Source organism: Halobacillus sp. A1-3 (assembly GCF_050971765.1).
Classification (GTDB): domain Bacteria; phylum Bacillota; class Bacilli; order Bacillales; family Halobacillaceae; genus Halobacillus; species Halobacillus mangrovi_B.
On sequence record NZ_JBPCEO010000006.1, the window covers coordinates 38,636 to 50,554 of the forward strand.

At 41.1% G+C, this 11,919-nt stretch carries 13 protein-coding genes; 8 read left to right on the forward strand and 5 right to left on the reverse strand.

The window, feature by feature from the left end:
- Positions 1-110 precede the first annotated feature (110 nt).
- From ACRYKC_RS11710 to ACRYKC_RS11730, 5 genes are all read left to right on the forward strand, one after another.
- Positions 111-299 (forward strand): hypothetical protein, encoded by a 189-nt coding sequence (locus ACRYKC_RS11710; RefSeq protein WP_433806912.1) that lies wholly within the window; start codon positions 111-113, stop codon positions 297-299.
- A gap of 30 nt (positions 300-329) precedes the next feature.
- A complete protein-coding gene (locus tag ACRYKC_RS11715) occupies positions 330-836 on the forward strand; it encodes an NUDIX hydrolase (protein WP_433806913.1) in 507 nt (168 codons plus the stop codon).
- Positions 837-1,301: 465 nt separating this feature from the next.
- Positions 1,302-2,318, forward strand: a complete 1,017-nt coding sequence (locus ACRYKC_RS11720) for an AimR family lysis-lysogeny pheromone receptor (protein ID WP_433806914.1) — start codon at positions 1,302-1,304, stop codon at positions 2,316-2,318.
- 24 nt (positions 2,319-2,342) lie between these two features.
- Positions 2,343-2,519 carry a hypothetical protein gene (locus tag ACRYKC_RS11725; RefSeq protein ID WP_433806915.1) on the forward strand — a complete coding sequence of 59 codons (177 nt, stop codon included), beginning with the start codon at positions 2,343-2,345 and terminating at the stop codon, positions 2,517-2,519.
- 194 nt (positions 2,520-2,713) lie between these two features.
- Positions 2,714-2,950, forward strand: coding sequence for a hypothetical protein (locus tag ACRYKC_RS11730; protein ID WP_433806916.1), 237 nt, complete (start codon positions 2,714-2,716; stop codon positions 2,948-2,950).
- Positions 2,951-3,280: 330 nt separating this feature from the next.
- Here the strand turns inward: ACRYKC_RS11730 and ACRYKC_RS11735 are convergent, their stop codons facing one another.
- The 4 genes from ACRYKC_RS11735 to ACRYKC_RS11750 form a co-directional block, all read right to left on the reverse strand.
- Positions 3,281-4,843 carry a SagB family peptide dehydrogenase gene (locus ACRYKC_RS11735; protein ID WP_433806917.1) on the reverse strand — a complete coding sequence of 521 codons (1,563 nt, stop codon included), beginning with the start codon at positions 4,841-4,843 and terminating at the stop codon, positions 3,281-3,283.
- A gap of 19 nt (positions 4,844-4,862) precedes the next feature.
- On the reverse strand, positions 4,863-6,809 hold the full coding sequence (locus ACRYKC_RS11740; protein WP_433806918.1) for a TOMM precursor leader peptide-binding protein: 1,947 nt from the start codon (positions 6,807-6,809) through the stop codon (positions 4,863-4,865).
- Positions 6,806-8,740: a putative thiazole-containing bacteriocin maturation protein gene (locus tag ACRYKC_RS11745; RefSeq protein ID WP_433806919.1), complete on the reverse strand. Its 1,935-nt coding sequence runs from the start codon at positions 8,738-8,740 to the stop codon at positions 6,806-6,808. Before ACRYKC_RS11745 ends, ACRYKC_RS11740 begins: the two co-directional genes overlap by 4 nt.
- A gap of 158 nt (positions 8,741-8,898) precedes the next feature.
- A complete protein-coding gene (locus tag ACRYKC_RS11750) occupies positions 8,899-9,195 on the reverse strand; it encodes a hypothetical protein (RefSeq protein WP_433806920.1) in 297 nt (98 codons plus the stop codon).
- 356 nt (positions 9,196-9,551) lie between these two features.
- Here ACRYKC_RS11750 and ACRYKC_RS11755 point away from each other — a divergent pair, with 356 nt between their 5' ends.
- Positions 9,552-10,058, forward strand: a complete 507-nt coding sequence (locus ACRYKC_RS11755; RefSeq protein WP_433806921.1) for a VOC family protein — start codon at positions 9,552-9,554, stop codon at positions 10,056-10,058.
- A 193-nt stretch (positions 10,059-10,251) separates the two neighbouring features.
- Positions 10,252-10,695: a hypothetical protein gene (locus ACRYKC_RS11760; protein WP_433806922.1), complete on the forward strand. Its 444-nt coding sequence runs from the start codon at positions 10,252-10,254 to the stop codon at positions 10,693-10,695.
- A 16-nt stretch (positions 10,696-10,711) separates the two neighbouring features.
- On the opposite strand, the gene ACRYKC_RS11765 is transcribed toward ACRYKC_RS11760, so the two are convergent.
- The gene (locus ACRYKC_RS11765; protein WP_433806923.1) at positions 10,712-10,897 is read right to left on the reverse strand and encodes a hypothetical protein; all 186 of its coding nucleotides are present in this window, start codon (positions 10,895-10,897) and stop codon (positions 10,712-10,714) included.
- 217 nt (positions 10,898-11,114) lie between these two features.
- Here ACRYKC_RS11765 and ACRYKC_RS11770 point away from each other — a divergent pair, with 217 nt between their 5' ends.
- A complete protein-coding gene (locus ACRYKC_RS11770) occupies positions 11,115-11,897 on the forward strand; it encodes an arylamine N-acetyltransferase family protein (protein ID WP_433806924.1) in 783 nt (260 codons plus the stop codon).
- The last annotated feature ends 22 nt before the right edge of the window (positions 11,898-11,919 follow it).

Here is an 11,919-nt window from a genome sequence, read left to right on the forward strand (position 1 = left end):
GAAAGTATTTCTTGATGAAGATTTAATCCAGTACCTAAGTTTAGATATGGTAACATGAATGTTGAATAGAAGAAGCCGTTTTAACACAAAAATGTGATTGGAGGTGTACGATGAAGGTACGCACAAAAAAGTTCATTTCAATAGCCTCTATATGCGCAGCCATACTTATAGCAATCATCGTTTTCAACTATAATTCATTTGAACAAGCAAAAAGTACCTGTATTGAAAATGATGGAGCTCCAATAGTGGAAAAGGATTTTTTAGCGATTAACTGGTCGGTTGCTTGTGGAATGAAATGATAAGAAAAGTAAGAAACCTGGAGGGAGAACATGCACCATTACACCTTGTGCTTAATTAAAAGGAAAGAGGAGCTGCTCCTGCTGAATAGAAGAAAAAAACCAGCTATGGGGATGTGGAATGGGGTTGGCGGAAAGGTTGAAAAAGGCGAAAGTCCATTAAATTGCGTAATCAGGGAAACGTCAGAAGAAACAGGGATACACCTTGATGACCCCCTCTATGTCGGTAACGCAGTATTTAAGACTGGCAATAAAGTCGAAAAACTTTACTTATTTATGGCTGAGCTACCTGAAGACACAATTGTTCACACACCAATGTACACAGAGGAAGGAATTCTTGATTGGAAACCAGTTTCCTGGGTGTTAGACAAGGATAATATGGGCATTATCAATAATTTAAAATGCTATTTACCCAAATTACTGAACGGTGAGTTTGGGCTGGAACATTCTTTTATTTATGAAGATCAACGTATCACAGAATATCGAATAGATAGGATCACTGAAGGGGAAGTACATAGAAAACAACTCACTAAGTCTTAAGGAAATAACAGAAACTTCCTTCGATTTAGTATAAATATAGAAGAAACCCGGTTTCAGCCGGGTTCTTTTTGATTTAATCCTCTTTACTTACGAAGACCTAAATCAAAATTTGAGAAGAGCACTTATACTTCGGGGTGTGCCAATTTTTCAGGAATAGAAGAACATCTTGTAGACATTACTCGTATTATGAGAGAGAACTATAAAGAAGTTTAGAAATCAATTAAAAAGTCGGATAAATCCCCTTTATTATGCAGGATAATCGTCGAACTTACGAGAAGTATCAACCAATAGAGTAATTATATTCCTGATAATACTCCATGTATCGATCAAAAAATATGAAAAATCTCATTTGACTTGAACTCTTTTACGTTAAATTATCTAAAAATATTGAAATATCAGTAATAGTAATAGTGTTTAAGATGGGATTGTTATATTATGGATATAAGTGTAAGAGGTGGTGGAATATTGAAAAATCATTCAGTTTTAGAACCACAATCTGTTCACAAGTTACAGTTTACCTATTCATCTGACCTCTATACCCTATTTAAAAAACTACTTGAAACCTATCCTCATGAAGTCGCAACTGATAAGGTCAGAGACTACTGTATGAGTGAATGGACATTAAAGCTGGAAGGCGAAATCGCTCGCATGGAATTTTTGTATACAAATGATTATTTAGAGGACATAAAAACCCTCATCTATTCGGGGCAATTGCATCCTGATGTTTCATTCTTGTATAACTTTCTAATTAAGCGTGCGGAATACGAAGTGACAAAGCAGGACGTGGAAAGACTGGAAAGTATGGCGTTCGACCACCCAACTTTAAGGTGCTTGAGTTTATTTACCTTAATCTATTACAACTACGACGTTCGCAAATACGGGGTTTTGGACAAGTATATTGAAGCTTGTGACAGGGGGCTTCAGTCGATCAATGAACCTTTAACCTATTATTACTTTAAGCTCCGCTATAACGAGCTGCTGTTTAACCATTACTGGAAAACGGATAACACCCTGCTTGCCAGAAGATACGCCTATAAAATCGTCAATACCGAACTATCACCGAAAAAATCAGTGATGATCCATCACAATCTAGCGTTGACCTACGTATATGAGGATTATGAAGCGTCTATGGAGCAAGCGCTTTTTGCGTTACATCTTGCAGAAGAAAATAATATAAAATCTCAAGTTAAATCTCTATCTCAAAGAACGATTCCATTTATAGCTTCATTTCATGAACGGGCAGGTCATATGAGAACACCTGATAAAGTGGAAACTGCTCATCTGGCTATAGCTAGAAAAGAGTTCCTTAAAGCGAGAGAGATATTAGAAAGCCTGGAGTCATTAACTCCGTTCCAAGAGTGTTACCTTGGTTTGGCTACAAAAGACAGAGACCTTATTAAACATTCCAAACAAAGGTTCATCCATGAATATGGCGACTTATTTTTTGCTAGACTTCCTGACTATTACTTGGAACGAGTCTAATAAAAATTAAGAGGAGGAACTACAATGAGAAAGTTTATTACAAAGTTAATCTTGGCAGGGATTTTGTTTATAGGGGTTCAATCATTCACACCATTCGCAGGAGAAGAACAGCATAACAATTTAGGAACCGATCCTTCCTCCGCGGAGATTGCTGCTGGTTTGAATCTAGCTAATGACCCGGGTGATGGTGGCATAGGTTGATAGATAAGAATTTACTGAAAGCCTTTCTCTAATAGAGAAGGGCTTTTTTAATTTCTTTATAATATAAATGGAAATTAATGTTTGAAAAATATTAGAATATAGGTATAATAAGAACATACGTTCGATTAAAAACAACCCTTGATCTACAGCTCAGAATCATCCCATCTACTTAGGGTGGAAAAGGAGAAGAAACAATGAATGTGAAAACGATGTGGGTTGATGAAAACAAGGCGTTAGGTATTGTGGAAGTAGAAGATCGGGCATTTGGTTCTGCGTTCCATCCAGTCAAGTATGTAGCCCCTCATGAAGGGGAGTTTCTTGTGATCAACAGGCTGTGGTATACCACTTACAACGGTGCAAGGGAATTCTTCAGAGCGAAAACAAATGCGCATATCATTTCTGGGAGATTGAAGAAAATGAAAGTGGGATAGTTTTATTAGAATTATGCTGAAAAGTTTAAGAAGAAACGGAGACATAAGTAATGCAGATGGGTTAAAAACGACAATCGAAAACCTGGGTAGGATCAACGCAGCTCATTAGCGTAGGCAAAACACGGAGACTCCTACGGGAACAGCACGAGCAGAAGATCCCGGAGGAAAGCGTACTTTGCTTTCCGAGGAAGCTGAGGCCGTGCCCGTGGAAAGCGAAGTGTTTTGACGGAGCGATAATTGTACTCCTTTTTTTAGTACGCAAAAACTCCGAACTGATTTCAGCGAAATCGTTCGGAATTTTTTGTCTCGGTCTTTTCTGTTGATTTTAAATTAACTATGCATGCTTCCAATTAACCAGCTTTTTGGATTGCAAAAACCTATAGGTACCTGAAGAAGAGTAGTTTGGTCTGACTCAGCCAGTTCATAAATCTCATCACAGACATTCACATCAAAACCCAATAATGGATGGCCATTCATGCCAAGCGCGCTTGCTGTGAGGAGTAATCGTTGCAGAAGCATCCCCGCTTCCATATGCTGAATTCGATATCCTCGGTACCCTAGCTCAGATTTGTAGTAGGTACGGTCACCGGCGATATGAAGACACATCGGAACTTGATGAAAATTCACATTATCCAGGGTCATCCCAGCTTGCATAGGTATGCGAAGGTCTCCTTTTTTAATTTGTACAAGGGAGTGGGAGAATTCGTCATACTGATAAGCTCCATTCTCAATTCCTTCTATATTATAGAAACACCCATAAACAGAGATACGCGGAGTGTCTAACTCTTCCTGATTCAAATCGTTATGATATTTAAACGAATCAAAGGTTTCCCTAAGAAGAGAGGAGAGCTGGTTTCGATGGATTCTATTGGAGTTGAAATCCATCTCTGGAGAATGACGTGATCGGCAAACTTCAAGGAAATCAAACTCCAATTTATCCACTTTCGGTAATATCGTTACGTTTTGAATGTCTTTGGGTTTTTTCCTTTTCTGGACAGACCGGAATTCCTTTGTCGCAGCTAACATGGAATGCTGATTGATTTTGGAGATCTCAGGGTGATCCAGCAAGTTTTCCGAACGTTGATAATGAGTCGTTTCGATTTTCGGTAATTCTTTCATTAACTCAGCTGCTGTGGCCGGCGTAAACTCCCTTACGTCTACCTCTTCCAGATGAGATAAAGGAATCACGGCATAGGTGCTTTCTTCATGCCCATCCAGCCCTAGCAAGTGGTTAATCGCTTCATCAAGAAATTGAAAATGAACAGTTGATGAAAAACTAAACCGTTTGTTGACTTCCAGCAGCTGCCCCATAAGGGCACCTGCATCCAGACCCTGAAGGCGATAGGAAAAGTTGTTGTATTTAAAAAAGTTCTTCCAAAACATAGTGGTAACGATGGCCACAGCAAAGCAATCGGACAGAGAAGAGGAGGCTTTCCCTAAGGACTTAGCTAGAAAAGAATCAAAATTTCCCTCACGTAGTAGGACCAGTCGGTGATGGGCAACATCATAATGATAAATTCCCTTCGGAAGTGCTTCCGTCTTAAGGTACAGATAGAGTTCATTCGGATAGAGCGCACCGCCAGAAGGAGGAAAACGTCGAAAAGACTGAATCGTTTCTATTGAATCGCTATCCATAGTCGAGGGAACAGTGGTTTGACTAAACTGAGATAAACCATAAACGTACCAGAGATAGTAACTAATCGTTTCTAAATCATCAGGATGAAACGACTGGTTTTGAAACGATAACGGAATATCATGAGCAAGGGGGAAGGACGGCAAGTCACGGTAAATCTTATAGGGAAGAGGAGCATCGTCCCAATCTACTTCCCAGTTTGGTGGAATTACACGTTCACTATGGAAATGTAAATGATGTAAGAACGTATCAAGATCCATCACATACCTCCAATCCATATCAAGGAAAAGGATGAGGATAAGGATTAAGTTCCTCTATCGTTAATTCACGGTCTATAAACCCAAGTTGCTTAGGAACTTTCAGTACTCTTTCTAAGCCTGTCACGCGAGTCAAATGATGGCCGAATGTCATTGGAAGCATTCCTGGAATCAGCACTTTTACACAATGGAGACCGTTCCGCTTAATTTCTGAAGTTGTCTGGTCCACGACTATAACGTCAAGCTCTAATCGGCGAAAAATTTCTAGGAGATCCTTTACATCCTCTGTAATATCCATATGATTCTGCTTCAAATGAAAAGCTTCATCAAAGGTTTGGATAGGCTGATCTTGTTTTAACAAAAAGTTAAGACGCTTTTCAGCTTCAGGAAGTCCGTAAACCATTCCGTGATCATCCATTTTTTTAACGAGTGAGGAGTTATGGAGCATTTTTAAATAATTCTCTTTGTTTTTCTTAAATTCTTTGTTCAAAGGCTCGATCATTCCAACACTTTCAAATATTGCGCTTTTCACAGCTTTTACAGGATCCAGGTGAGCCCCAGCCGCACAGATGAGGTTCAGACCATCAGAATCCGATTCGCGCTTTTTCGTAATGGTCAGGATACAGGGGATGCCGTGTTCCATCGTGGCATTGTATAGATAAAGATCATAACCAGCTACCTCACGCATTCGGTCAATCATCAAGGTCAATTCTTTGTCGTGAAAAGAGTAAGGATCAATACGAGGGAGAGGGAGTTGTGCATACCAGGTCATGAGAAATGAATCACGTTCCATCACTTCCATCATCCCGTGGAAAATCGCTTCCTCAAGACTACCTCCTATGGCGCATCCATTAGAGGTTTCAAAAAACATTCCCCCTCCACACCCCATGCTGTAATACGCCAGCAGTTGCGGAACCAATACAGGAGATTCTTTAATCAAAGAATAACCCCACACCCAATCCATTTTTTTATCTGGATCAAAAGGGGTGAAAGGAAAATTCTTTTTAGCATATTGCTCTTTCGTATGGACGCCTACATCCCGCGGGTTAAGTGCAGACTTAAGGTTGTTATAGCAGTCATGAACAACGGGTCTTTTTCCTCTAGGAGCAACACCACAGGATCGTTCTAACCCTTCTAAAATAGCGGTAAGTTCACTGACAGCGTAGGAATTCGTCCGGCCTGCTGAACCTTCATCTCCGTTCATTAAAGGAAGGTTGACAACAACATCAGCAAACGGAGTTTCAAAATCAATCATTTTGCTGTTTAACATTCCAGTACGCGGATCGAGATAATCGGGTGAAAGGAACGCACTCAGCTCTTTGATCGATCGGCATCGGTAATTATTTTCATTGATTTTCACACTTGGCTGTAATGAGATCTCTGCAGCAGAAGCGGAATCCTCAGGGAAATCCCCACATACAGAACATAAGGAGTCTGGCAATATATAGTGACGGGAAGTCTCTAGCGATCTCATGTTCATAAGGGTGATGTGATCTTTCAAAGAAGAAGGCTTGCTTTTCATGACCTGGTGAACTTCGTTTCCTATTAGAGAAGCCATTTGGATTATTCCAGTTTGAGAAACCCATTCATCCCCGATCGGCTCTTGCCTTTCAGTCAGACAGTGGTGAATCCTCCATAAATCCTGACGATCGGTCGCTGCCATGATTGTTCTCTTATCCGCACATTGAGAGCATCCGACGTCTTCAGGGAGAATCAATGGACCGATCATCCCTTCTCCAAATGTGACAAACCCTCTCATCCAGGGGATTCTATGCTCCCGTGCCGTCTGTTCAGCTTTTTGGTGGACCAGAGGATTCCAATCATCATCTAGAACAAGAAGCAATTCTGTTCCTTCTGGAATGGACTCATCTAAATCTGAAAGGCAGGTCAGATTAAAGTGAGGAGAAAGTTCCTTCACCACATGTTTGAGTAACAATCCTTTTCCGACTACTGTAATAAAAGAACTCAAAGTTCTTCCTCCTCTCCTAACCATACGCCGCAAATATGGATCTTGCTGTCTTTCTCAAAGGTATCCATTAGTACTTTTACAGGGAAGAGCTTTTTATGATGATCTTCAAGACGCCTCTTCGCAGCATGAATGACTTCAAATCGGCTTTCAGAATCGCATAAAGGAACATCCAGGGTTTGAGAGGCTTCCTTTTCAAATGAGATATTTGATGAAGGAGGGAGGTGATTAAAAAGGGCAGCCGTATCACTTTGTGCTTCCATTAGAGCTAATAATAAGGCTTCACGCAAAGCCAGTGTTTCCGAAAGTCCGACACATCCTCGCCACTGATTGCCGTCCGTTTTAAACCACATGACAGGAAATCCGTAGCCGTCTTTTCCTATGCCCAACTGTGGAACATTATTCATTGATGATAACGCCTGCCAATAATAACGGCAGTGATCCTCCTCAATCTCCTTAACTATAATTTTTGTGATGTGTTCAGTCTCCGGCTGAGTGTGATTTTTCCATTCATATTGAATCGCTTTTTTCAATGCTCGGCTAGTCGCTTCCATTAACGTATCCCCAGCTCCCAGATGGAGGGGAGAAGACGTCTCATGCTCTATTGATTCTAAGATTTCTTTCTTTAAAGGCATCACGTATTGTTCAATGCCGATCAGGGCAGCTTCCCGCCTTACTTCTTGGTGAGTCATGCCTGCAATGGTGAGGCGCGGGTGCGGGTCTGCTGGTCCTTCTGAATGGACATCAGCCACCTGGATTTCACATTGAGCAAGTGGCAGCTGGGTAAGGTCGCCTTCCTCCCACTTTTGGAAAATTCCGAGCGGGCTTGCGGCCAGTTCACTGAAATAATAAAAGAGCTCATTAGGATCTTTTTGTTCTGGTGTGCTTTTCGTTTCATCAAGGATGTGATCTACACGCTCGATTGAGATGTTTTTAGTTATTAGTGGGTGAGGCTTAAAGGAATGCCATCTTCCTTCTAACGTTTCCATGTTCAGGAGAAACATGTGATCGTTATGGTGGGCTTCTTTTACCCCTGTGACTCTTTTGAACAACTCAAAAACGAGGACATTGGCTAGCATGGAAGATCCAGTTGAAAAGTTTTCAGTTTGCGCTTCGTTAAGTAAGCTTTGTGGAAGGCTTCGCCATGCGGAATCCCAACTATTATCCGCATCAGGGCTCACAAAAGGACCCGTGCATCCGATACCATCCAAGCATATAACTGGGGCAAACAATACGCCCTTTCTCTTGCAAGCTTTAGCGATTCTTTGGAGTTCTTCCACGTTCCCTTCTTCAGACACATAAATCACGGCATCAAAAGGTTCGACTTGTTTCTCCCATAATATAGAGCCTTGACTATTTTTCACTAATACTTCAATCGATACATCAGGATCTGTTTTACGTGCAGATTCCTCCAATTCTTCAAGTCTCGCTAGACTGGTTTGCTCAGAATCTGTAATTAACGTATGAAAGCGGGCCATCCCTGATTGAAGCAAGGAAGAAACCAGACCTATGAGCATACTCCCTTCCCCAATTGCTAGTATCCGCTGCTGGCGATAGTGTTGGAATCTGTAGGCAGCAGAATCACCGAAACTCTCTAAATACTCGATTTGCGAAGCAAACTTCTCCATCACATGCTCTTTTAACTCATGAGGACGATCCTTGCTCACGTCCCGGAGGAACCCGTTCGTATAGAGGGACTCCGTAATTTCATAAACGCGATCCCGGTAAAGTGCGGGTAATCCATCTGTCAGACTTGCTAAGGAATGCTCCCCGTTGAGCATGGGAATCAGTTTTTCAACCCATTGATGAACAGTACTTCCTTCCATACGAAATGAACCTGAATTGTTCCTGAAATAAACACTTCCATTTGGTTCAGGCATAAAGAAAGTACCTTTTTTCACCTTTAAACGCATTGATGGTCTAACATTCGACATGACACTCCCCCTTACCGACTGTGCTATCTTCCCACTACGATACTATGTAACCCACTTTGTCTCATATGTCTCGACATAAAAGAAGAACCCCTGCCGATATATCAACAGGGGAAAGTGAAAATGATTTATTTATAGAAAGTTCAGGAATGATGAATGGCTTAGCGTCCGCCGCAGCGTCCACATCCACCACAGCGGCCGCCACACCCTCCACAGCGTGCACAACCAGCGCAGCGCGCACAACCACCACAGCCAGCGCAACGAGCACATCCACCACAGCCGCCGCATCCGGCACATCCGAAGCATGTAAAACACCCAAAACAGCCAAAACCGAAACCTAATCCTACACATAGCCGTGAGTTATTTGCATAAGCGTTAGCTTGATTACTAGGTACCAAACTTTGCGCGTTAAATTCGCCTACTTCTAAGTTCTGAAGTTCATTTTGAAACTCGTTCATCTTTAAAAACCTCCATCATCAAATAATGTATTTTGGACAGGAACGAAGCGTTTTTATTCGCTGTCCTTATAAATCCAGAACAACACTTTCTCAAACAAAATATGACCAAAGCCTGGGCAATGTTACTAATACGGGATAGAGGATAGAACGATACAACTTTTAAAAAGCATATCCAGGTGAAATAAGCAGTTGACATTCAACTAAATTAATAGTGAAAAAGTTGTCATTATATAATTGGGTCTTCTATCTCGGTGTCACAAGCAGGAATTAGTTATCAATAATAGAAAGTTGTGTTTAAATGGGTAGGATTCTATTTAGAGGGACGCAAGATTAAAAATTTTCAAGGAGGAGAAAACATGGGGACTATCCAAAAGATCACTCCACATTTATGGTTTGATACCGAGGCGGAAGAAGCGGTACAGTTTTACACCTCTATATTTGAGGATTCCGAAATTTTGAAAGTGACCCACTATAAGAACGCTGGCCAAGAGGTCCATGGGATGGCAGAAGGGACTGTTATGACTGTAGACTTCAAATTGGAAGGTCAAAAGTTTGTAGCGTTAAATGGTGGCCCGCATTTTACGTTCAATGAAGCCATCTCCTTTATCGTCAATTGCGCTAATCAGGAAGAAGTGGATTATTTTTGGGACAGGCTGTCCCAGGGTGGAGACGAAGCCGCTCAGCAATGTGGGTGGTTAAAAGATAAATTCGGAGTGTCCTGGCAAATCATACCCCAACAACTGGATGAATGGTTAAGCCATGAAGATCCTGCCATAGCTGAAGATGTGATGAATGAAATGCTGCAGATGAAGAAAATTGATGTGAATGTGTTGGAACGGGTAAAGGATAGGACGAAAAATTGATATATAGTTTAAAAACAGCGTCCCTCTCCACTGGAGAGGGACGTTGTTTTTGCAGGTTGTTTTTATCGATTGAAAAGCAGAATAGGGTTTATTATCCTACTTCTCATTTGAAAAAAGTGGTACGATAACAGGAAGAATGGCTTATTTGAATACATAAGCTTTTGATAAGGGAGATTTTAGAGGGGGGGATTTGGTGAAGGAGATACTAGTAGATTACGGAACGAGGGAAATTCAGTGGGGGTGGATCATCTTATCTATAGTTATCTTGCTAGCAGGGATTGGATTATCCATTTCTATTTCTAAGGGAGCACTAAAGCTGCAAAAAAACAAACTAGACGCTCTCCGTTATGCCTCGTGGGGGTTAGTGTTAGCAGGCGGGATTGTTGGAGTACTCTCCCTATTAAACTCAGAATTAAATAATAATCAGAAAAATAGTGCGATGAACAATTGGAAAAGTGAGCGCGGGTATTATGTAGAGAATTACGGAAAAATAGCAGAATTACGTAATGAAACGATTCGTGTGGAAACAATCAATGGAGAGATGGTAGAGAAGGATATTGATAAGGTCATAAGTGGTTGTGATTTTGAGGTGTATGCGGAATTGACGAATGGAGACGTATGGGTTTGTACACCGTAAATGGTTCGTCGTAGAGTTAGAGAATGAGTTGACCGACGACAAAAAGGGCAAGTAAAATCCCAATGCCTAATGCTCTTACTGCATAAAGCTGGCCTTCTGTTAATTCTCTTCCATTCATACTTCTCCAGCTGGGATAGAAAAAACCGATGACTGGAGCGGCGATAAATCCAATCGTCATCAAAATTACAGCAATGACTTCCATCCAATCACTCCTTTATGTACTAATTAGTAGCCTTTTATTATCGTTTACAAACACCTGGGGACAACTTAAAAGAGTTTACTAAAGTTTATAGGTCCCTAGACACTGAATGATTGTCTGGAGATAGAATAGGAAACTGCCGTGCAGATCTGTTTCCATCAGAACACAGGGTATGTCATCCTCATCAAGCTTAAACCCTATGAAGAAAGGCTAGATGAATATGAGTTTTAATGAAGCATTCAGAAATAGAATCGGACTGTCGAAAAGTGAACAGCTTACGATTGCTAACCTTGATAAGCTATTGGAAAAAATGGCCAGGTCCATTCCATTTGAAAATTTTAGAATTATAAAAGGAACAAGTGAACAGATCTCAAAAGAAAATCTAAGTGAAAAAATCCTTGAGGAAAAAGAAGGCGGACTTTGTTATGAATTAAATCCGCTGCTTTATTACTTTTTGTTGGAGAACGGCTTTCGTGCCTCATTAGTCAGGGGAGAGGTATTCAACCATGAAAAGAAAGAGTGGTCGAATATTGGAAGAACTCACGTTGCAGTCATCATTCATGACCAGGCGGATGATTACTTAGTCGATACTGGGTTCGGAGGCAATCTGCCGTTAAAGCCTGTACATATGAATGGAGAAACTGTAACTTCTCGTAACGGCGAATATAAAGTAAGTCCAAGAGAGACTGCTTACGGGGATTATGTATTAGAGATCAAAGTGAAGGATAAAGACCCGGAAATGAAGGTCGGTTATGCCTTTGACTCTAAACCGTTAACCCGCATAGAAGATGAGATGAATGAGATACAGCACATCATCGAAACACATGAGAACTCTACCTTTAACAAAGGTCCTCTTGCCGTAAAGCTTTTAGAAGAAGGAAGCCAAACCTTAACGGCTACCTCCTATACGAAGTGGGTTCACGGAGAGAAGACAAAAGAACAACTACAGCCGCATGACTTAACAGAGCTCGCTGAAAAAGAGTTTGGGCTACAGTCCCCATAAAAAAAGAAACACAAACAAAAAG

Bases quoted from the DNA above. Each gene is read 5' to 3' on its own strand.
- ACRYKC_RS11710 (WP_433806912.1), top strand. From the start codon at position 111: ATGAAGGTACGCACAAAAAAGTTCATTTCAATAGCCTCTATATGCGCA.
- ACRYKC_RS11715 (WP_433806913.1), top strand. From the start codon at position 330: ATGCACCATTACACCTTGTGCTTAATTAAAAGGAAAGAGGAGCTGCTC.
- ACRYKC_RS11725 (WP_433806915.1), top strand. From the start codon at position 2,343: ATGAGAAAGTTTATTACAAAGTTAATCTTGGCAGGGATTTTGTTTATA.
- ACRYKC_RS11730 (WP_433806916.1), top strand. From the start codon at position 2,714: ATGAATGTGAAAACGATGTGGGTTGATGAAAACAAGGCGTTAGGTATT.
- ACRYKC_RS11735 (WP_433806917.1), bottom strand. From the start codon at position 4,843: ATGGATCTTGATACGTTCTTACATCATTTACATTTCCATAGTGAACGT.
- ACRYKC_RS11745 (WP_433806919.1), bottom strand. From the start codon at position 8,740: ATGTCGAATGTTAGACCATCAATGCGTTTAAAGGTGAAAAAAGGTACT.
- ACRYKC_RS11750 (WP_433806920.1), bottom strand. From the start codon at position 9,195: ATGAACGAGTTTCAAAATGAACTTCAGAACTTAGAAGTAGGCGAATTT.
- ACRYKC_RS11755 (WP_433806921.1), top strand. From the start codon at position 9,552: ATGGGGACTATCCAAAAGATCACTCCACATTTATGGTTTGATACCGAG.
- ACRYKC_RS11765 (WP_433806923.1), bottom strand. From the start codon at position 10,897: ATGGAAGTCATTGCTGTAATTTTGATGACGATTGGATTTATCGCCGCT.
- ACRYKC_RS11770 (WP_433806924.1), top strand. From the start codon at position 11,115: ATGAGTTTTAATGAAGCATTCAGAAATAGAATCGGACTGTCGAAAAGT.